17 protein-coding genes are annotated in these 20,058 nt (G+C 58.1%); 10 read left to right on the forward strand and 7 right to left on the reverse strand.

The genetic code is table 11. The features are described from left to right. Nucleotides 1–15 precede the first annotated feature (15 nt). Both aat and infA read left to right on the forward strand, forming a co-directional pair. Nucleotides 16–720: a leucyl/phenylalanyl-tRNA--protein transferase gene (gene aat, locus G6041_RS08430; protein WP_032990020.1), complete on the forward strand. Its 705-nt coding sequence runs from the start codon at nt 16–18 to the stop codon at nt 718–720. 275 nt (nt 721–995) lie between these two features. Next, nucleotides 996–1,214 (forward strand): translation initiation factor IF-1, encoded by a 219-nt coding sequence (gene infA, locus G6041_RS08435; protein ID WP_001040187.1) that lies wholly within the window; start codon nt 996–998, stop codon nt 1,212–1,214. A gap of 167 nt (nt 1,215–1,381) precedes the next feature. Here infA and clpA read toward each other — a convergent pair whose 3' ends face one another. Together clpA and clpS are read right to left on the reverse strand one after the other, a co-directional pair. Then, a complete protein-coding gene (gene clpA, locus G6041_RS08440) occupies nt 1,382–3,655 on the reverse strand; it encodes an ATP-dependent Clp protease ATP-binding subunit ClpA (protein ID WP_004387935.1) in 2,274 nt (757 codons plus the stop codon). 28 nt (nt 3,656–3,683) lie between these two features. Next, nucleotides 3,684–4,004 carry an ATP-dependent Clp protease adapter ClpS gene (clpS, locus tag G6041_RS08445; RefSeq protein WP_004387936.1) on the reverse strand — a complete coding sequence of 107 codons (321 nt, stop codon included), beginning with the start codon at nt 4,002–4,004 and terminating at the stop codon, nt 3,684–3,686. A gap of 325 nt (nt 4,005–4,329) precedes the next feature. On the opposite strand from clpS, the gene cspD reads away from it, so the two are divergent. Then, nucleotides 4,330–4,560, forward strand: a complete 231-nt coding sequence (cspD, locus tag G6041_RS08450; RefSeq protein WP_004387937.1) for a cold shock-like protein CspD — start codon at nt 4,330–4,332, stop codon at nt 4,558–4,560. A gap of 64 nt (nt 4,561–4,624) precedes the next feature. Here cspD and macB read toward each other — a convergent pair whose 3' ends face one another. Then, entirely contained in the window at nt 4,625–6,568 is a 1,944-nt protein-coding gene (macB, locus tag G6041_RS08455; RefSeq protein ID WP_012125226.1) for a macrolide ABC transporter ATP-binding protein/permease MacB, read from the reverse strand. After that, nucleotides 6,565–7,677: a macrolide transporter subunit MacA gene (gene macA, locus G6041_RS08460; protein ID WP_007866432.1), complete on the reverse strand. Its 1,113-nt coding sequence runs from the start codon at nt 7,675–7,677 to the stop codon at nt 6,565–6,567. The genes macB and macA overlap by 4 nt, the downstream gene beginning before the upstream one ends. Nucleotides 7,678–7,837: 160 nt before the next feature. On the opposite strand from macA, the gene G6041_RS08465 reads away from it, so the two are divergent. Continuing rightward, entirely contained in the window at nt 7,838–8,791 is a 954-nt protein-coding gene (locus G6041_RS08465) for a VirK/YbjX family protein (protein WP_012125227.1), read from the forward strand. A 104-nt stretch (nt 8,792–8,895) separates the two neighbouring features. Here the strand turns inward: G6041_RS08465 and G6041_RS08470 are convergent, their stop codons facing one another. Next, nucleotides 8,896–10,554 (reverse strand): ATP-dependent endonuclease, encoded by a 1,659-nt coding sequence (locus G6041_RS08470; protein ID WP_007888475.1) that lies wholly within the window; start codon nt 10,552–10,554, stop codon nt 8,896–8,898. Nucleotides 10,555–10,827: 273 nt separating this feature from the next. On the opposite strand from G6041_RS08470, the gene G6041_RS08475 reads away from it, so the two are divergent. The 6 genes from G6041_RS08475 to G6041_RS08500 all read left to right on the forward strand — a co-directional run bounded on the left by G6041_RS08475 (nt 10,828) and on the right by G6041_RS08500 (nt 18,754). Then, nucleotides 10,828–11,727, forward strand: coding sequence for a lysine exporter LysO family protein (locus G6041_RS08475; protein ID WP_004387940.1), 900 nt, complete (start codon nt 10,828–10,830; stop codon nt 11,725–11,727). Nucleotides 11,728–11,867: 140 nt separating this feature from the next. Then, entirely contained in the window at nt 11,868–13,520 is a 1,653-nt protein-coding gene (hcp, locus tag G6041_RS08480) for a hydroxylamine reductase (protein WP_041460555.1), read from the forward strand. Nucleotides 13,521–13,530: 10 nt separating this feature from the next. After that, on the forward strand, nt 13,531–14,499 hold the full coding sequence (gene hcr, locus G6041_RS08485) for an NADH oxidoreductase (protein WP_014729227.1): 969 nt from the start codon (nt 13,531–13,533) through the stop codon (nt 14,497–14,499). Nucleotides 14,500–14,847: 348 nt separating this feature from the next. After that, nucleotides 14,848–16,566: a ubiquinone-dependent pyruvate dehydrogenase gene (gene poxB / locus G6041_RS08490; RefSeq protein WP_007888481.1), complete on the forward strand. Its 1,719-nt coding sequence runs from the start codon at nt 14,848–14,850 to the stop codon at nt 16,564–16,566. Nucleotides 16,567–16,600: 34 nt separating this feature from the next. Further along, on the forward strand, nt 16,601–17,608 hold the full coding sequence (gene ltaE, locus G6041_RS08495) for a low-specificity L-threonine aldolase (protein ID WP_041460556.1): 1,008 nt from the start codon (nt 16,601–16,603) through the stop codon (nt 17,606–17,608). Nucleotides 17,609–17,737: 129 nt separating this feature from the next. Further along, on the forward strand, nt 17,738–18,754 hold the full coding sequence (locus G6041_RS08500; protein WP_007782450.1) for an NAD-dependent epimerase/dehydratase family protein: 1,017 nt from the start codon (nt 17,738–17,740) through the stop codon (nt 18,752–18,754). 61 nt (nt 18,755–18,815) lie between these two features. On the opposite strand, the gene G6041_RS08505 is transcribed toward G6041_RS08500, so the two are convergent. Together G6041_RS08505 and G6041_RS08510 are read right to left on the reverse strand one after the other, a co-directional pair. Beyond that, nucleotides 18,816–19,646: an N-acetylmuramoyl-L-alanine amidase gene (locus tag G6041_RS08505; RefSeq protein ID WP_054628766.1), complete on the reverse strand. Its 831-nt coding sequence runs from the start codon at nt 19,644–19,646 to the stop codon at nt 18,816–18,818. Further along, the gene (locus G6041_RS08510) at nt 19,643–19,966 is read right to left on the reverse strand and encodes a heavy metal-binding domain-containing protein (protein WP_004386731.1); all 324 of its coding nucleotides are present in this window, start codon (nt 19,964–19,966) and stop codon (nt 19,643–19,645) included. The genes G6041_RS08505 and G6041_RS08510 overlap by 4 nt, the downstream gene beginning before the upstream one ends. Nucleotides 19,967–20,058: the final 92 nt, after the last annotated feature.

Genomic DNA, 20,058 nt, shown 5'->3' on the forward strand with positions numbered 1-20,058 from the left:
TGGAGCGCCGTTGTGATGCGTCTGGTGCAGCTTTCTCGTCATTCGATTGCTTTTCCCTCGCCTGAGGGGGCGTTACGTGAACCTAACGGCTTACTGGCATTAGGCGGGGATCTCAGCCCCGCTCGTCTGATGATGGCCTATCAGCAGGGCATTTTTCCGTGGTTCTCGCCGGGAGACCCGATCTTGTGGTGGTCCCCGGACCCCCGCGCGGTGATCTGGCCTGAGCGGCTACACATCAGCCGCAGCATGAAGCGCTTTCACCGCCGTTCGCCCTATCGCGTGACGCTGAATCACGCGTTTAACGCTGTGATCCAGGGCTGCGCCAGCGACCGTGACGACGGCACCTGGATAACCAACGATGTGGTGATCGCCTGGCAGCGCCTGCATGAACTGGGCCATGCGCACTCTGTTGAAGTCTGGCAGGACGATACGCTCGTGGGCGGCATGTATGGCGTGGCGCAGGGCGCACTGTTTTGCGGCGAATCGATGTTCAGCCGCCGTGAGAACGCCTCGAAAACCGCGTTGGTGGTGTTTTGCGACTACTTTGTCGCGCAGGGCGGCAGGCTGATTGATTGTCAGGTGCTCAACCCGCACACCGCGTCGCTGGGCGCGGTCGAAATCCCGCGCCGTGATTATTTACAACACCTGGCTGAGCTTCGCCCGTTGCCGCTCGAAAAACGCTGCTGGGTACCGCAAACTCTTTTTACGCCCGCAGGATAGCAGAATGTTTTCGGCACATTTTTTGTCAGGGTGTTATACTTACGCACGCAGAAAATGACTGCCATTACCCTGCCGCCGTTTTGGGACCCTCCGTTAACGCAACGCTTTGGATCTCACGCTCCCCGTTACGCTTGCGCTGCCCGCGCGGTTTTGTCGTGGGAGCGGGAAGGCGCAGCGGTACAACGGGCATTTCGCCCGCAAAACTTTACTTAATGGGTGAACTTGGGCATTATCTTGCCGGTTCAAACTATGGTAGTGATACCCCAGAGGATTAGATGGCCAAAGAAGACAATATTGAAATGCAGGGTACCGTTCTTGAAACGTTACCTAACACTATGTTCCGCGTAGAACTGGAAAACGGTCACGTGGTAACTGCCCATATCTCCGGTAAAATGCGCAAAAACTATATCCGCATTCTGACGGGCGACAAAGTGACTGTTGAGCTGACCCCGTACGACCTGAGCAAAGGCCGCATTGTCTTCCGTAGTCGCTAAGTTTGTACAGGCTTCTTAAGCGAAGCCAGGCCGCGCCGCCGTTTGCCGCGCCAGCCTGAAAAAAAGCGCCCTTTTGCGGCGCTTTTTTTATGCGTGTCTTGCCTGAAAAGGCGACAAAAAAACGCCGGATATCGCTATCTGGCGTTGTGTCTTATACGCGTATGGCGTTAGTGCGCGGCTTCAGGCTTATGCTTCTGCGCGCTCTGGAAGCTGTACGTCAGTTTATCGCCTTCTTTATCCAGCGCGACGGAGACCTGGCCACCATCCACCAGCGAACCAAAGAGCAGCTCGTTGGCCAGCGGTTTTTTCAGGTTGTCCTGAATCACGCGGGTCATCGGGCGTGCGCCCATCGCACGGTCGTAGCCTTTCTCCGCCAGCCAGTCACGCGCTTCCTGGCTAACTTCCAGGGAGACGCCTTTCTGGTCAAGCTGCGCCTGCAGTTCAACGATGAACTTGTCGACAACCTGATGAATCACCTCGGTAGAGAGATGGTTGAACCAGATAATGTTGTCGAGACGGTTACGGAACTCCGGCGTGAAGATCTTTTTGATCTCCTCCATCGCGTCGGTACTGTTGTCCTGACGGATAAGACCAATCGATTTACGCTCGGTTTCACGCACGCCCGCGTTGGTCGTCATCACCAGAATCACGTTGCGGAAATCGGCTTTGCGCCCGTTGTTATCGGTCAGCGTGCCGTTGTCCATTACCTGCAGCAGCAGGTTAAAGACATCCGGGTGCGCTTTTTCGATTTCATCGAGCAGCAGAACCGCATGCGGATGCTTAATGACCGCGTCAGTCAGCAGACCGCCCTGATCAAACCCAACGTAGCCCGGAGGAGCGCCAATCAGACGGCTGACAGTATGACGTTCCATATATTCGGACATATCAAAGCGCAGCAGTTCAATACCCAGCGCTTTGGACAACTGCACCGTCACCTCGGTTTTGCCGACGCCGGTCGGGCCTGCAAAGAGGAAAGAACCCACCGGTTTACGGTCATGCCCCAGCCCCGCGCGGCTCATTTTGATGGCTTCGGTTAAGGCCTCAATGGCTTTATCCTGACCAAACACCAGCATTTTCAGGCGATCGCCCAGATTTTTCAGCGTATCGCGATCGCTTTGCGACACACTTTTCTCCGGGATACGCGCGATGCGGGCCACCACGGTTTCGATATCCGCCACATTGACGGTTTTCTTACGCTTGCTGACCGGCATCAGACGCGCACGCGCGCCCGCTTCGTCGATGACGTCGATGGCTTTATCCGGCAGATGGCGGTCGTTAATATATTTCACCGCCAGCTCCACCGCCGCGCGTACCGCTTTCGCGGTGTAACGGACGTCGTGGTGCGCTTCATATTTCGGCTTCAGACCATTAATGATCTGTACGGTTTCCTCGACGCTCGGCTCGGTGATGTCGATTTTCTGGAAGCGACGCGCCAGCGCGCGGTCTTTTTCGAAAATGTTGCTGAACTCCTGATACGTGGTGGAGCCCATCACCCGGATTTTGCCGCTGGAGAGCAGCGGTTTAATCAGGTTTGCCGCATCGACCTGGCCGCCGGAAGCCGCGCCCGCGCCGATGATGGTATGGATTTCGTCGATAAACAGGATGCTGTTGTTATCCTGTTCCAGCTGTTTGAGCAGCGCCTTAAAGCGTTTTTCAAAATCGCCGCGGTATTTGGTGCCCGCCAGCAGCGAGCCGATATCCAGCGCGTAGATAGTGCAGTCGGCCATCACTTCCGGCACGTCGCCCTGCACGATACGCCAGGCGAGCCCTTCGGCAATCGCGGTTTTCCCGACGCCCGACTCGCCCACCAGCAGCGGGTTGTTTTTCCGGCGACGGCAGAGCACCTGAATCGCGCGCTCCAGCTCTTTATCGCGGCCAATCAGCGGATCGATGCCGCCAACGCGGGCAAGCTGATTGAGATTGGTGGTGAAGTTTTCCATACGCTCCTCCCCGCCTGCCTGCTCTTCGTTGACCGGATTGTCATTGCCCGGCGCCTGGCCCGGCTCGTCTTTACGGGTACCGTGGGAGATGAAATTCACCACATCAAGGCGACTGACTTCATGTTTACGCAACAGATAAGCCGCCTGAGACTCCTGTTCGCTGAAGATAGCCACTAAGACATTGGCGCCAGTCACTTCGCTACGGCCGGAGGACTGGACGTGGAACACGGCGCGCTGCAACACGCGCTGGAAGCTGAGCGTCGGCTGAGTGTCGCGCTCCTCTTCGCTCGCGGGCAGTACGGGTGTGGTTTGTTCAATGAAGGCTTCGAGTTCCTGACGCAGCGCCACCAGATCCACGGAGCAGGCTTCAAGCGCCTCCCGTGCCGATGGGTTACTGAGCAGAGCCAGTAACAGATGCTCGACGGTCATAAACTCATGTCGGTGCTCGCGCGCTCTGGCGAAAGCCATGTTTAAACTGAGTTCCAGTTCCTGGTTGAGCATAGGGCACCCCCTCAATAGTTTGCCTTAATCAGGCTTTTTCCAGCGTACACAACAACGGATGGTCGTTCTCCCTCGCATATTTGTTCACCAGCGCCACTTTGGTTTCCGCCACTTCCGCGGTGAAAACGCCACAGATGGCTTTCCCCTGATAGTGAACCGTGAGCATCAGTTGCGTTGCACGTTCTACATCATAAGAAAAGAACTTTTGTAGCACGTCAATAACAAATTCCATTGGCGTGTAATCGTCGTTCATTAATATAACTTTATACATAGATGGCGGCTTTAGCGCTTCGCGCAGGTCATCTTCCGCCAAATGGTCAAAATCCAGCCAACTTTTGTCTTTACTCATTGCCAGTCGTCATCATGGTTAAACAGTACAGCCAGCGTGTTTTCCGGCGCTCTGGTTGAGTGTAATACGCATCCTGAATCTACCCTAATGTTCAGCAAGCAACCAGCTATCACTGGTATTCGCGAGCTCTGTCACATTAATGAAAATAGCGTTAACTGCTTCAAAATTTTGACTCAATCCCACCTGCCAGACCCCGGTGAACGCTTGACGCACAGTGCGATTTCTCTAAATTGTACAAGCGTGAGTTGGCGAGGTTTTGAACAGCCCCCCTCACCCACCGGTTCAATCCATCTTACTCAATAAGACTTATGAAGGATGTCGAAGCATGGAGACGGGTACTGTTAAATGGTTCAATAACGCCAAAGGGTTTGGGTTCATCTGCCCTGAAGGCGGCGGCGAAGATATCTTTGCGCACTACTCTACAATCCAGATGGACGGCTACAGAACGCTGAAAGCCGGACAAGTCGTGAGGTTCGATGTGCATCAGGGTCCCAAAGGCAACCATGCCAGCGTCATTGTCCCTCTTGAAGCAGAAGCCGCATCCGCAGTTGCGTAACTCTTCTGTTTCATTGTGTACATCCTGCTCCTGAAATGCCAGTCCCGTGGACTGGCATTTTTATTTATTCACGGGCAAGTGCATCCACAGGATTGAGTCTGGCGGCGTTGCGGGCGGGCAGCCAGCCAAACAACACCCCCGTCGCGCTGGAGCATAAAAATGCGGTCAGCAGCGCCACGGGCGAAAAGCCAATCTCCCAGCCAGGTAAAATAAGCTGTAGCGCAAACGCGATCAGCAGTGAAAGGCCAATCCCAAGCGCGCCGCCCACCAGACAGACCAGCACCGCCTCAATCAAAAACTGCTGTAGCACATCGCTTTTGCGCGCGCCAACCGCCATACGAATGCCGATCTCCCTGGTGCGCTCGGTCACTGACACCAGCATGATATTCATCACCCCGATGCCGCCCACCACCAGCGAAATCACCGCTACCAATGTCAGAAACAGTTGAAGAGTACGTGTGGTCTTTTCGGCGGTTTTCAATACGCCGTCCATATTCCAGGTGAAAAAGTCTTTTTTACCGTGACGCAGCGTTAGCAGGCGCGTCAGTTGCTGTTCCGCCTCACTGCTGTCGTAGCCCTCTTTCACCCGCACGGTAATAGAGTTCAGCCACGACTGGCCCATAATCCGCCCGGACATCGTGCTGTAAGGCATCCATACCCGCAGAATTTTGCTGCTGCCGAACATCGACTGCTTCTCTTCCGCCACGCCAATGACGGTCGCGGGCATATTGCCGACCAGCACCACTTCGCCTACTACGTTTGCCTTATTCGGGAAAAGCTGGCGGCGCGCGTTACTGTCGATCACCACCACCTGCGCGCGGCCGCGCAGTTGTTCGTCGTTAAAGGTGTTGCCCTCGCTGAAGGTCATGCCGTAGACGTTGAAATATTGCCCGCTCACGCCGTTAGCGCTGGCGGCGACATCCACATTGCCATAGCGCAGGCGCAGGTTTTGCGACACCGTCGGCGTGGCGGAACTCACCCACGGCTGACGCTGTATCGCCTGCAGGTCGTCATACTGCAACGCCTGCTGGTATTGCGGATCGTCATCGCCAAAATCCTTACCAGGGTAAACATCAATCGTGTTCGTTCCGATGGAACGGATATCCTCCAGCACCATCTGTTTGGCGGCGTCGCCCACTACCACAATAGAGACCACCGACGCGATGCCGATGATAATCCCGAGCATCGTCAGCAGCGTGCGCATCTTGTTGGCAGCCATCGCAAGCCAGGCCATTGTCAGCGCCTCACGGAAGCTGTTAATAAACTGCCCGAACGCTGGCGCGTCCTGCGGTTGCGCAGGTAGCCGGGCTGCATCGCGTTTCCCGACCGGCGGCGGGTTGCTGATTATCTCCCCGTCGCGAATTTCAATAATGCGTTCCGCCTGCGCGGCGACGTCAGGATCGTGGGTCACGATAATCACCGTATGCCCGCGGTCGCGTAGCTGTTTCAGGGTGGCTATTACCTCTTCGCCGGAGTGGCTGTCGAGCGCGCCGGTCGGTTCGTCGGCAAGAATCACCTGTCCGCCATTCATCAGCGCGCGGGCGATACTCACGCGCTGCTGTTGACCGCCGGAAAGCTGCGAGGGCTGATACCCGACGCGCGCTTCAAGGCCCAGCCGCGCCAGTAATTCGCGCGCCCGCGCCTGACGCGCGGCGCGCCCGGTGCCGGCATAAATGGCGGGAACTTCGACATTCTGCGCGGCGGTCAGGTGTGAAAGCAGATGGTAGCGCTGGAAAATAAAGCCGAAATGCTCGCGCCGCAGGCGGGCAAGCGCGTCGTCATTAAGCGTTGCCACATCCACACCTGCGACCTTATAACTGCCGCTGCTGGGCTTATCGAGACAGCCGAGAATATTCATCAGCGTCGATTTACCGGAGCCGGACGCGCCAACAATCGCCACCATTTCACCGGCGTTAATGGTTAGCGTGACGCCTTTTAGCACCTCGACATCCGTTTCACCCGACGGATAGCTGCGGCGAATATCACGCAGCTCAAGCAGCGCCGTCATTGTTCGCTCCCGCTCGCGCGGCCAATCACTACTTCATCCCCCTCTTCGAGCCCTTTGACCACTTCCACCTGCGTGTCGTTACGGGCGCCGATGGTCACTTCGCGCTCGCGGGTCTCACCGTTACGCAGCAGCGTGACGTTATAGCGATTATCACCGACCGGCTCACCCAGCGCCGCCAGCGGAATGGTGAGTACATCGTCGACGCCGCCGAGCTGAATATGCACCTGCGCGGTCATATCGAGGCGCAGCACGCCCTGCGGGTTCGGCACTTCAAAACGCGCGTAGTAAAAAATGGCGTCGTTGATTTTCTCGGGTGTGGGAAGAATATCTTTAAGCCGCCCTTCGTAGCGGGTCAGCGGATCGCCAAGCACCGTAAACCAGGCTTTCAGCCCCGGTTTGAGATGAATCACGTCGGCTTCAGAGACCTGCGCTTTCACCAGCATCGTGCTGAGATCGGCAAGCGTGAGAATATTCGGTGCCTGCTGCGCGGCGATGACCGTCTGGCCCTGCAGCGTGGTTATCTGCGTCACCTCACCGGCAATCGGCGCGGTAATACGGGTGTAATCCAGGTTGGTTTTGGCCGTGCTGAGCGAGGCCTGATTACGCTTAATTTGCGCGTCGATCGTGCCAAGCTGCGCCTCTTTGACGGCAAGCTCGGTGGCCGCTGTATCGAGATCCTGGCGCGAAATGGCCTGCGTACGGGCGAGCTGCTGCTGGCGGGAGAGCGTAACGCGAGCGAGTTTCATCTCCGCCTCGGCCTGGCGGCGCTGGGCGCGCAGCTCCATCAGCGTCGCTTCCACTTCTTTGATCTGGTTTTCAGCCTGCTCAGGATCGATAACACCAAGCAGCTGATCTTTTTTCACTTTATCGCCGATATTGACCGACAGCGTTTTCAACTGGCCACTCACCTGCGCGCCGACATCGACTTTACGCAGCGCGTCGAGCTTACCGGTCGCAAGTACGCTCTGCTGCAGATCCCCTTTACGCACCAGCATGGTCTGATAACGGGGCAGCGGCGCGTTCAGTGTCTTCCACAGCCATACCGCGCCGATGATGATAACCAGAGCCAGCACCACGTAGCGCTTCTTAATCCTTCCCTTAAGCTTCATATCTTTCCTGACGTTTCGGACGAATAAACAGAGTGTGCTCTCCCATTCTAAACGCAATCTCAACCAAACCCTATGCAGCTCGTAAATAAACCACGGCGTTGATATTGCGTTGAGTGATGATTTGTTTCCATAACCTCAGACTTCATTACGAGACCAGGTTATGTCCGCACTTGCCGAAATTTCCATACAGCCGCCAGCCCATAGCGCCTGGCAACTCTTTCGCCTGCTTGCGACAGGCCAGAAAACGCCGGGGCTCGCATGGGAAAACCCCGCCTATCGGCGGAAATTCATGCTGCGCTCGCTGGCAACGCCCTTCGCCACCCGACGCTGGCTTTCAGTGCTCGCCCGTCAGCCGATGCTTGACGCCTTGCTGCATGCCCAGCCGGGCCTGCCGTGCCGTCTGCACAGGCCCTGGCTGTCGGTCAATGTGTCGCGAAAAGCGGCGCTGGCCGCGCTGGAATATCATTACCAGCATATCGAGCGTCTTTTGCCCGACACGCTGATGCAAGGGCACCTGACGCGACAGGGCAGCACGCTTGCCACGCTTAGCGGAAAAAACGACGCGCAGTATCGTCTCGACCTTGCCGCCATCGCCGACCTCGACAAAGAAGGCGAAACGACGGTGATTTTCCGTGACGCTAACGGCGTCGTACTGGCCGAAATGACCTTTACGCTTTGCGAAGTCGACGGCCAATCTGCACTGTTTATTGGCGGCTTACAGGGTGCCAAAGCCTGGGTTGAACACGATCAGATCCAGCTGGCGACCAAAGCCTGCCACGGTCTGTTTCCTAAACGCCTGCTGCTTGAGGCGGTCTGCCTGCTGGCGCAGCACTTTGGTGTAAGCCAGATACTCGCGGTCAGTAACGAGACACATATCTACCGCAGCTGGCGCTATGCGAAGAAGAAAAAGGATAAACTGCACGCCGATTATGACAGCTTCTGGGAATCGCTCGGCGGTGAAAAGGACGCCCGGGGGCTTTACCACATGCCGTTGCAGATAACCCGTAAATCGCTTGAGGAGATAGCCAGCAAAAAACGCGCGGAATATCGTCGTCGTTATGAGTTGCTGGAGAATATGACGGCGCAAATCGCCGCGCGGTTTAACGAGCGGTAATCGGCGGGCGGGTGCGCGCGTTTACCTGCCCTACAAATCATCGCCAACCGCTGGCGGGTACGCTTCGCTTACCCGCCCTACCAGATGTACTTATTGCCAAAAAGCTAATCCGCGCGACCGCGGGCGAGCCACAGCACGCGCGAGAACATTTTGCGCAGCAGCGGTGGCACCGCATCCATCCCGCGACGGGCGGCCTCCATCGCCACTTCAATCGCCAGATCGGGTTTCGACGAGCGGTGAATGGCTTTAACAATCACCCGCCGCATATTCATATGCACCGTTTCCGGCACCTGCGCGACGCGGTAAAACACGGCGTCAAACCCTTCGCGATACATAAAATGTTCCATATCCGGCGCGGGAAGCTCGGTCAGATGCTGACGCACCTGTTCGCCGTCGTTATTCACGATGCTTTTTACCGTCGCAGAATATTTGCGCCCGGCATCGTCGCCATCCACCAGTACATGCCACTCAATGCCCATACGGCGGGCAAATTTGATAAGTGGTTTTAAGCCCGACTGGGCGAACTCAATAACTTTGATGCCTTCAGCCTCGAAGTGGTAACCGCACTGGCGCGCCAGCTCGTTCATCATCCAGACTTCCGTTTCCCCTTCCACCAGCAGCCAGCAGCGCGCGAACAGCGCTGATGGCCGGTTAAAGCGGATATGAAACGCGATGCGGCGGCTATCTTCGGCATTCATGCCGCCAGGCCCCAGCCGCCACGCCGCCACCTTGCCCGACGCACGCACCAGCCGGCAGACATGCTCAACCGGTGTCATCGACAGCAGCTCGCCGGAGTTGGTGGTGGTGAGCTTTTGCAGCGGCAGCAGGTTCAGCAACTGCCAGGCCACGGAGAGCATAATGGGGTGTAGCCGTGTTTCAGGATCTTCCACCAGCAGCAGCGGCCGGGCGTATTTATCGAGCCGCACGTTGCCTTTCGCCTGCAACAACGTGGCGAACAGCCCTAGCAGGATAACCCGGTAAGCCCGCCCGCCAGGTTTATCAATCATGCGGTTGATGATGTCGAGATAACGCCAGCTGCGCTGTTCGTCGTGTGAATGACGACGCATCAGGCGATAGCGCGGGCCTGCGGTGCCCTGCTCGGAAAAGTAGTGCTCCAGCAGTTGCACCATCGCCGACAGCCCCTGGCGAATCTGTTCATCCGTGAGGTTTTGCGGGCGGGAGACCAGCTCGCGTGTGAGAAATTCCAACTCGCGCGCCGTCACTTCCACCTGGGGCGTATGGGCAATGGTGTTGTCGTGCAGACGGCGCATAAAACGGGCGTCACGCAACCGCAGTACCGGATTCAGACGGATAAGCTGCCGCGCCAGCGCATCGATATCGTCCAGCGCGAGCGGTTCACCCTCGGCGTTAAGAAAGCTACGCAGCGTGAGCACGCTGTTATCGTCGTTAAGCTCGCCTTCCAGCCGGTAGAAAATCCGCTCAAAGCCATCGCCGCCCGGCGTCATTAATGGGCGTAAACCGCGAAAACGGCGGCGCTGAAAATCCCCCGGCTCGGTTTCGCGAAAAATAAGAATGACATGCAGATGTCGTTCGCGTCCGTGAATATCTCCCGGTGGAAACCAGAAGTCATTGCGCGTAAAGGAGTAGAGCGTTTCACCGGGATTCAGCAGCAGCGTCAGCGCATCCAGCAGGCTTGATTTCCCCCACGCGTTTTCGCCAATCAGCACATTATTATGTTCAAGCGTTAACGATAAGCGGTTAATTCCACGAAACCCGGCGATTTCCACGCGTTCAAGAAACATCTCTCCTCCGGCTGCATCTGCATGGCTGCGTGTCGGCAGTATAGCTATTCAATCAGTGCCTTAACAGAGAAAGACGGGGCGTAAACGCCACATTGCGAGGCGTCTCGAAATAATAAAAGCGTGATAATCAAGCCGGTAATAAATAGCTTTCATCATGCGCTAACGCAATGAAATACGGCTAATAACCGCCGCTTTACTCGCCTGGATGAATTCTGTAGGGTGTGGCGGCACGCTTATTCCCGCACTTACGTTATCTCAGGGACCGCTCACCTCATGTTGTCAGGACTGTTAATTATCTTAGTGCCGCTGATTCTCGGCTACCTTATTCCCCTGCGTAAAGCAGGCGCGCTGCGGCTTATCAATCAGCTGTTAAGCTGGCTTGTGTACATTATTCTGTTCTTTATGGGCATCAGCCTGGCCTTTCTCGATAATCTGTCGGCGAATCTGCTGGCGATCCTGCATTATTCTGCCGTCAGCATTACCGTCATCATGCTGTGTAATATCGCAGCCCTCCTGTGGCTTGAACGGGCCATTCCGTGGCGTCATCAACACCGCCAGGAAAAGCTGCCGTCGCGCCTCGCGATGGCACTGGAATCTCTGAAACTGTGCGGCGTGGTTGTGCTTGGTTTCCTGCTGGGGCTGACCGGCCTTGCGTTTCTTAAACACGCCACTGAAGCCAGCGAATACACCTTAATTTTTCTGCTGTTCCTGATTGGTATTCAGCTTCGCAACAACGGCATGACGCTAAAACAGATTGTGCTGAACCGCCGCGGCATGATGGTCGCCATTGTGGTGCTGGGTAGCTCGCTTATTGCAGGTGCCGTGAATGCGCTGCTGCTCGATTTACCGCTTCGCACGGGATTTGCAATGGCGTCCGGTTTTGGCTGGTATTCGCTCTCCGGCATTCTGATGACGGAATCCTTCGGCCCGGTGATTGGCAGCGCCGCCTTCTTTAACGATCTGGGCCGTGAGCTCATCGCGATTATGCTGATCCCGGCGCTGGTGCGCCGCAGCCGCTCTGCCGCACTCGGCATCTGCGGGGCGACGTCGATGGATTTCACGCTGCCGGTGCTGCAACGCAGCGGTGGCCTGGAGCTGGTGCCTGCCGCTATCGTCCACGGGTTTATTCTGAGCCTGTTAGTGCCGTTGCTGATGGCGTTTTTCGCTGCCTGATACTCCTTTGGCGGTAGCCCTCTGCCGCCAAAATTGCGTTAAATCAATCTCTCTTCAGGTTCCTGAAAAATCCCTTTTCACCCTGCGCGCCGAAGCCTAACCTTAAACATGCATATTAAATATAACTTTAAGGTGTCATCATGTTTTGCGTGCAATGTGAACAAACGATTCGTACTCCGGCAGGTAACGGCTGCGCGTATGCGCAAGGGATGTGCGGGAAAACCGCTGAAACCTCCGACCTTCAGGATCTGCTGATTGCGGCTTTGCAGGGGCTTTCCGCCTGGGCGGTGAAAGCACGCGAGCTTGGCATCATCGATCATCAGGTAGATAGCTTCGCGCCCCGCGCGTTTTTTTCTACCCTCACTAACGTCAATTTCGACTCACCGCGTATTGTGGGTTACGCCCGTGAGGCTATCGCCCTGCGCGAGGCGCTGAAAACCCAATGCCAGGCCGTTGATAAAAGCGCGCAGGTGGATAACCCGATGGCCTCGCTGACGCTTTCAAGCGACGATCTGGGCGATTTACAGCGTCAGGCCGCCGCGTTCGCGCCGAATATCGATAAAGCGGTGATTGGCGAGAATATTCTCGGTCTTCGCCTGCTTTGCCTCTACGGTCTGAAAGGCGCGGCGGCCTATATGGAGCACGCGCATGTGCTCGGGCAGTATGACAACGCCATTTATGGTCAATATCACAAGATGATGGCGTGGCTCGGCACCTGGCCTGCGGACATGAACGCGCTGCTGGAGTGCGCGATGGAAATCGGCCAGATGAACTTTAACGTCATGCGTATTCTGGACGCGGGCGAAACCAGCAAATATGGCCACCCGACGCCGACGCAGGTTAACGTCAAAGCGGTGGCGGGCAAATGCATTCTGATTTCCGGCCACGATCTGAACGATCTTTATAACCTGCTGGAACAGACGGAAGGCACCGGCGTGAATGTTTACACCCACGGCGAAATGCTGCCTGCGCACGGCTATCCTGAGCTGCGCAAATTTAAGCATCTGGTCGGCAACTACGGCAGCGGCTGGCAGAACCAGCAGGTAGAGTTTGCCCGCTTCCCTGGCCCGATTGTGATGACCTCCAACTGCATTATCGACCCGACCGTCGGCAGTTATGACGATCGCATCTGGACCCGCAGCATCGTCGGCTGGCCGGGCGTGAGTCATCTTGAAGGCGACGACTTTGGGCCGGTGATCGCCCAGGCGCAGCAGATGTCGGGCTTCCCGTATAGCGAAATCGAACACCTCATCACCGTCGGCTTCGGGCGTCAGACGCTGCTTGCTGCCGCCGACACACTGATCGATCTGGTGAGCCGCGAAAAACTGCGCCACATCTTCCTGGTCGGCGGCTGCGATGGCGCGCGCGGTGAGCGCAGTTATTTCACCGATTTCGCCACCCAGGTGCCGAGCGATTGCCTGATCCTGACGCTCGCCTGCGGTAAGTACCGCTTTAACAAACTCGATTTCGGCGCGATCGAAGGCCTGCCGCGTCTGGTGGACGCAGGCCAGTGTAACGATGCCTATTCCGCTATTATTCTCGCCGTGACGCTGGCTGAAAAACTGGGCTGCGGCGTCAATGATCTGCCGCTGTCGCTGGTGCTGTCGTGGTTCGAACAAAAAGCGATTGTGATCCTGCTGACGCTGCTGTCGCTCGGCGTGACCAATATCGTCACCGGCCCGACCGCGCCAGGGTTCCTGACGCCGGATCTGCTGGCGGTGCTGAATGAGAAATTTGGTCTGCGCCAGGTGACTACCGTTGAGCAGGATATGCGCGCGCTGTTAGGCGCGTAAGGAGGAAAGAATGACAATGCCGACCCCACAATGTCCGTGGCGGATGCAGGTCCACCATATCCGGCAGGAGACGCCGGATGTCTGGACACTCTCGCTGCTGTGCCACGATTTCTACCCGTATCAGGCCGGGCAGTATGCGCTGGTAAGCATTCGCAACAGCGCCGATACCCTGCGCGCGTATACGATTTCTTCAACGCCCGGCGTGAGCCCGTTGATTACGCTGACGGTGCGCCGCATCGACAATGGCGAGGGCTCCGGCTGGCTGACGCGCGAGGTTAAACGCGGCGATTATCTGTGGCTGTCTGACGCGCAGGGCGATTTTACCTGCGCCGACAAAACCGAAGATCGCTTCCTGCTGCTGGCGGGCGGCTGCGGCGTAACGCCGATCATGTCGATGCGCCGCTGGCTTGCGGCATATCGCCCGCAGGCGGATGTTCAGGTGATTTATAACGTGCGCACGCCGCAGGATGTGATTTTCGCCGACGAGTGGCGCGATTACCCGGTGACGCTGGTGGCGGAAAACGGCGATGCGCCGGGTTTTGTTCACGGGCGTCTCACTCGCGAGATGCTGATGGCGGTGCCGGATCTTACCCGCCGTACCGTAATGGTGTGCGGCCCCGCGCCGTATATGGATTTTGTAGAGCAGGAAGTGAAAGCGCTTGGCGTGGCGCGTTTTTATAAAGAGCAGTTTTTCACGCCGGTGGCCGAGGCCGCGACCAGCGGGATTAAGTTCACCACGCTTACGCCCGCCCGCGAGTTTTATGGCGCGGTCGGCACCACGCTGCTGGCGGCGCTTGAGAGCAATCACGTGCCGGTGAATGCCGCATGCCGTGCGGGCGTGTGCGGATGCTGTAAAACGCGGGTGCTGTCTGGCGAGTACAGCGTGACGAGCACCATGACGCTGACCGAGCAGGAGATTGCCGACGGCTACGTGCTGGCGTGTTCGTGTCATCCGGCAGGCGATCTGGTTCTGGCGTGATGTGATTTTTGCGTGGCGGGTTTGTGTGGCGGCGGGTGCGCTACGCTTACCCGCCCTACGTAAAATCACCCCAACGCCCCGCGTAGGGTGGGTAAGCGAAGCGCACCCACCATGTCCATAAAACCACCCAACGCCCCCGTAGGGTGGGTAAGCGAAGCGCACCCACCATAACCATAAAACCAATCCAACGCCCCCCGTAGGGTGGGTAAGCGTAGCGCACCCACCATGCCCATAACACCAATCCACCATGCCCGTAAAACCCACCCAACTCACGGCTACGTCCCTTCCTGCCTGCGATTTTGAACTACGCTTGTAACCGTTATCACTACTTCTCACTAAGGAGGGAGCATGAAACAGACCGTCGCGTCATATATCGCTAAAACCCTGGAGCAGGCGGGCGTGAAACGCATCTGGGGCGTAACGGGTGATTCGCTCAATGGCCTCAGCGACAGCTTAAACCGCATGGGCACTATCGAGTGGATGTCCACCCGCCATGAAGAGGTCGCGGCGTTCGCGGCGGGTGCCGAAGCGCAACTGACCGGCGAGCTGGCGGTCTGCGCGGGCTCCTGTGGGCCTGGCAACCTGCACCTTATCAACGGCCTGTTTGACTGCCACCGCAACAATGTTCCGGTACTGGCCATCGCCGCGCATATTCCCTCCAGCGAAATCGGCAGTGGCTATTTCCAGGAGACGCACCCGCAGGAACTGTTTCGCGAATGCAGCCACTATTGCGAGCTGGTCTCAAGCCCGGAGCAGATCCCGCAGGTGCTGGCCATCGCGCTGCGTAAAGCGGTGCTGGAGCGCGGCGTCTCGGTGATTGTTTTGCCTGGCGACGTGGCGCTGAAACCCGCGCCGGAAGAGGTCAGCCCCGGCTGGTATCACGCGCCGCAGCCGGTTATCGTGCCGCCGCATGACGAACTCAAAAAGCTCGCCCAGCTGCTGCGCTATTCCGACAACATCGCGCTGATGTGCGGCAGCGGCTGCGCGGGCGCGCATCAGGAGCTGCTGGAATTCGCCCGCACGCTGAAAGCGCCCATCGTCCACGCCCTGCGCGGCAAAGAGCATGTCGAGTACGACAACCCGTATGATGTGGGCATGACCGGGCTTATCGGCTTCTCGTCCGGCTATCACACTATGATGAACGCCGACACGCTGATCCTCCTCGGCACCCGCTTCCCCTACCGCGCGTTCTACCCCACCCATGCCAAAATCATTCAGATTGACATCAACCCCGGCAGCATCGGCGCGCATAGCAAAGTGGACATGGCGCTGGTGGGCGATGTGAAAGCGACGCTCGCCGCCCTTCTGCCGCTGCTGGAAGAGAAAACCGACCGGCACTTCCTGGACAAAGCGCTGGAAGATTACCGCGACGCGCGCAAGGGGCTGGATGACCTGGCGCAGCCGAGCGAGAAAGCGCTGCATCCGCAATATCTGGCCCGCCAGATAAGTCATTTCGCCGCGCCGGACGCCATTTTCACCTGCGATGTCGGCACGCCGACGGTATGGGCCGCGCGTTATCTGGAGATGAATGGCCAACGCCGCCTGCTCGGTTCGTTTAACCACGGTTCGATGGCGAACGCGATGCCGCAGGCGATAGGCGCTCAGGCGAGCGCGCCGGGGCGTCAGGTGGTGGCGATGTGCGGCGACGGCGGTTTCAGTATGCTGATGGGCGATCTGCTTTCGCTGGTGCAGCTCAAGCTGCCGGTGAAAGTCATCGTCTTTAATAACAGCGTGCTGGGCTTTGTGGCGATGGAGATGAAAGCGGGCGGCTATCTGACCGACGGCACCGATCTGCACGCCACCAACTATGCGCGCATCGCCGAAGCCTGCGGCATTCCGGGCATTCGCGTTGAGAAAGCGAGCGAACTGGACGACGCCCTTTCGCGCGCCTTCAGCACCGACGGCCCGGTGGTGGTGGATGTCACCGTCGCCAAAGAGGAGCTGGCGATGCCGCCGCAAATCAAAATGGAGCAGGCCAAAGGCTTCAGCCTCTATATGCTGCGCGCCATCATTAACGGCCGCGGGGATGAGGTTATCGATCTGGCGAAAACCAACTGGTTCCGGTAAAAGAGTCTTTTCTGTTCACTGAAAAGGATATGCCGTGATCGATTTACGCAGCGATACCGTCACGCGCCCCGGCAAAGCGATGCTGGAGCGCATGATGGCAGCCCCCACCGGGGATGATGTTTATGGTGACGACCCAACCGTCAACGCGCTTCAGGACTATGCCGCGCGTTTAAGCGGTAAAGAGGCGGCGCTGTTTCTGCCAACAGGCACTCAGGCCAACCTGGTGGCGTTGCTGAGCCACTGCGAGCGCGGCGAGGAGTATATCGTCGGCCAGCTCGCGCATAATTATCTGTATGAAGCGGGCGGCGCAGCGGTGCTCGGCAGCATTCAGCCGCAGCCGATTGAGGCCGACGGTGACGGTACGCTGCCGCTGGACAAAGTGGCGGCCAAAATCAAACCCGACGACATTCATTTCGCCCGCACCCGACTGCTGAGCCTGGAAAATACCCATAACGGCAAAGTGCTGCCGCGTGACTATCTCCAGCAGGCGTGGGACTTCACCCGCGAGCGCGGACTCGCGCTGCACGTGGATGGCGCGCGCATCTTTAACGCAGTGGTGGCGTATGGCTGCGAGCTGAAAGAGATCGCGCAGTATTGCGACACCTTCACGATCTGCCTCTCTAAAGGGCTTGGCGCGCCGGTGGGCTCGCTGCTGGTCGGCAGTCAGGACTATATTAAGCGCGCGAAACGCTGGCGGAAGATGACCGGCGGCGGGATGCGTCAGGCGGGTATTCTCGCCGCAGCCGGACTGTATGCGCTGGAGCATAACGTCGCGCGTCTGAAAGAGGACCACGACAATGCGGCCTGGCTTGCGGCGGCGCTGCGCGACGCAGGCGCAGAGGTGCGCCGTCACGACACCAATACGCTGTTTGTCAGCGTGCCGCAGGCGCAGGTCGCCGCGCTGGGCGCGTTTATGAAATCGCGCAATGTACTGATTAGCGCCGCGCCGGTGACGCGTCTGGTGACGCACCTTGATGTCAACCGCGAGCAGCTTGAAACCGTCGTGGCGTACTGGCGGGAATTTTTACAGCAAACGGCATAACGCGTTTACAGCGCTGCGGCGAGGGGAATATTCAGCTGTGCTAAAGCGCATTGTTACGTTGTTCCCATTGCATCAGCGCTGATTTCACGGAAGAATGCGCGGCTAAACGTTACAGCACAGTGGATCGATATGAAGGTACTGGTCACGGGCGCCACCAGCGGTTTAGGCCGAAACGCGGTCGAATATTTACGTCATCAGGGCGTCCAGGTCAGAGCCACCGGGCGCAACGAAGCGATGGGCAGGCTGCTTGAGAAAATGGGCGCGGAGTTTATCCAAGCCGATTTAACCGAGCTGGTCTCGTCGCAGGCGAAAGCGATGCTGGCCGGTATCGATACGCTCTGGCACTGTTCCAGCTTTACCTCTCCCTGGGGCCCGCAGGAGGCGTTCGATCTCGCTAACGTGCGCGCCACCCGCCGCCTCGGCGAATGGGCCGTCGCCTGGGGCGTGCGCAATTTCGTGCATATTTCTTCACCCGCGCTCTATTTCGATTACCACCACCATCGCGATATCCGTGAAGATTTCCGCCCGCACCGGCTGGCTAACGCCTTTGCGCGCAGCAAAGCCGCCAGCGAAGAGGTCATTCAGCTGCTGGCGCAGGCGAACCCGCAGACGCGCTTTACCATTCTGCGTCCGCAAAGCCTGTTCGGGCCGCACGATAAAGTCTTTTTCCCGCGACTGGTGCAGATGATGCGCCACTATGGCAGCGTGTTGCTGCCGCGCGGCGGCGAGGCGATGGTCGATATGACCTATCACGAAAACGCGGTGCACGCGATGTGGCTTGCAAGCAGCAGCGCCTGCGACGCCCTGCCGTCAGGCCGCGCTTATAACATCACCAACGGCGAAGCGCGTCCGCTGAAAAGCATTGTGCAGAAGCTGATTGATGAACTGGGGATGTCGTGCCGCATTCGCTCGGTGCCCTACCCGATGCTGGATATGATGGCGAGAAGTCTGGAGCGGCTCGGCAAGCATTCCCATAAAGAGCCAGCGCTGACGCATTACGGCGTCTCCAAGCTGAACTTCGATTTCACGCTGGATATCAGCCGCGCTGAAAATGAACTCGGCTATAAGCCGGTGGTGTCGCTGGATGAAGGCATCGAGCGCACCGCGTACTGGCTGCGCGATCACGGCACGCTGCACCGCGGATAACGCGCATCACCGATAAAAAACGCCGCATTGCGCGGCGTTTTTCATTTCGGGCTCTGAAATCTCACCCCTGGCCATATTTCTCCAGCAGCGCCTCGGCGATGGCCTCGCTTTGCGCGTCCGGGAGACCGTCGTAGCGCGCGGGGCGAAAGTGCATCTGGAACGCCTGAATCACACGTTTGCGCTGCGCCTCGCTCATCTGCGGCGTCACTTCATAGCCGTAGCGCGCGAGCAAATCCAGCAGCGTTGCTTCATCCACCGGCGTATAAGGGTTACGCCCGGCGAGATAAAACGCCACGCGCGATTCATCCGGCCATGCCCCGATCCCTTGTGCCGCCAGCGCCTGCCACGGAAAGAGCGGCCCCGGATCGTCTTTGCGCTGCGGCGCGATATCCGCATGCGCCACGACGTTTTGCGGGGCTATCTGGTAGCGCTGAATGATGTCGCGCGCAAGCTTGCTCAGCACGGCTATCTGCGGCGGGCTGAACGGGAAGTACTGCTTCTGACCGTCGATTTTCCGGTAGCCGTAGTTTTCCAGCTCAATGCCCACGGAGGTGTCGTTCAGGCGCGTGGCTCCACGCCAGAAACTGATGCCCGCATGCCACGCCAGCTCGCGCTCCGGCACCAGCTGCCAGATAACCGGTTTGCCGCCCTTTTGCGGCGGGTTCGCCGGGATCAGATAGTGCGAGCTGACGTGCCGGTCGGTCAGCGTGGCAAGCGAGGTGTCAAAATCATCGGCGGTGTAGTGAATAACCAGCACTTTGATGCGCGGATACGCCGCCTGCGCCGCGCGGCGCGTATCCACTTTATAGTCGCCGCGATCGACAATCCCTTTTTCGCCCGCGCAGCCCGCGAGCAATGCCGCCAGTAACAGCGGCCAGTAACGCAGCTTCATCGACGGGTTTTCACCGCCGTGCCGGAAACGCTCACCATCAGCATGCTGCCGTCTTTACCGACGGTTTCATAATCGATATCGATCCCGACAACCGCATCAGCCCCCAGCGACGCCGCCTGGTCGCCCAGCTCGCGAAACGCGATTTCACGCGCCTTGCGCAGCTCTTTTTCATACGCGCCGGAGCGGCCGCCGACGATATCGCGGATACCCGCGAAGAAATCGCGAAAGATATTCGCGCCGAGGATCGCCTCGCCGGTGACGACGCCGCAATACTCAACAATGACTTGTCCTTCCAGGGTTGGGGTGGTGGAAAACTGCATGGTTCTCTCCTTTTGGCTATCAATGCGTTAGCTGACGATACCAGACGCAATTCGGTCGCGATACGCTATGCTAAAAAAGTCCTGTGACAAGA

The organism is Cronobacter sp. HA18003 (genome assembly GCF_011605905.1).
GTDB lineage: Bacteria > Pseudomonadota > Gammaproteobacteria > Enterobacterales > Enterobacteriaceae > Cronobacter > Cronobacter sakazakii.

Excerpts from the sequence above, each read along its gene's own strand:
- aat (WP_032990020.1), top strand. The coding sequence starts at position 16 with ATGCGTCTGGTGCAGCTTTCTCGTCATTCGATTGCTTTTCCCTCGCCT.
- infA (WP_001040187.1), top strand. The coding sequence starts at position 996 with ATGGCCAAAGAAGACAATATTGAAATGCAGGGTACCGTTCTTGAAACG.
- clpA (WP_004387935.1), bottom strand. The coding sequence starts at position 3,655 with ATGCTCAACCAGGAACTGGAACTCAGTTTAAACATGGCTTTCGCCAGA.
- clpS (WP_004387936.1), bottom strand. The coding sequence starts at position 4,004 with ATGAGTAAAGACAAAAGTTGGCTGGATTTTGACCATTTGGCGGAAGAT.
- cspD (WP_004387937.1), top strand. The coding sequence starts at position 4,330 with ATGGAGACGGGTACTGTTAAATGGTTCAATAACGCCAAAGGGTTTGGG.
- macB (WP_012125226.1), bottom strand. The coding sequence starts at position 6,568 with ATGACGGCGCTGCTTGAGCTGCGTGATATTCGCCGCAGCTATCCGTCG.
- macA (WP_007866432.1), bottom strand. The coding sequence starts at position 7,677 with ATGAAGCTTAAGGGAAGGATTAAGAAGCGCTACGTGGTGCTGGCTCTG.
- G6041_RS08465 (WP_012125227.1), top strand. The coding sequence starts at position 7,838 with ATGTCCGCACTTGCCGAAATTTCCATACAGCCGCCAGCCCATAGCGCC.
- G6041_RS08470 (WP_007888475.1), bottom strand. The coding sequence starts at position 10,554 with ATGTTTCTTGAACGCGTGGAAATCGCCGGGTTTCGTGGAATTAACCGC.
- G6041_RS08475 (WP_004387940.1), top strand. The coding sequence starts at position 10,828 with ATGTTGTCAGGACTGTTAATTATCTTAGTGCCGCTGATTCTCGGCTAC.
- hcp (WP_041460555.1), top strand. The coding sequence starts at position 11,868 with ATGTTTTGCGTGCAATGTGAACAAACGATTCGTACTCCGGCAGGTAAC.
- hcr (WP_014729227.1), top strand. The coding sequence starts at position 13,531 with ATGACAATGCCGACCCCACAATGTCCGTGGCGGATGCAGGTCCACCAT.
- poxB (WP_007888481.1), top strand. The coding sequence starts at position 14,848 with ATGAAACAGACCGTCGCGTCATATATCGCTAAAACCCTGGAGCAGGCG.
- G6041_RS08500 (WP_007782450.1), top strand. The coding sequence starts at position 17,738 with ATGAAGGTACTGGTCACGGGCGCCACCAGCGGTTTAGGCCGAAACGCG.
- G6041_RS08505 (WP_054628766.1), bottom strand. The coding sequence starts at position 19,646 with ATGAAGCTGCGTTACTGGCCGCTGTTACTGGCGGCATTGCTCGCGGGC.
- G6041_RS08510 (WP_004386731.1), bottom strand. The coding sequence starts at position 19,966 with ATGCAGTTTTCCACCACCCCAACCCTGGAAGGACAAGTCATTGTTGAG.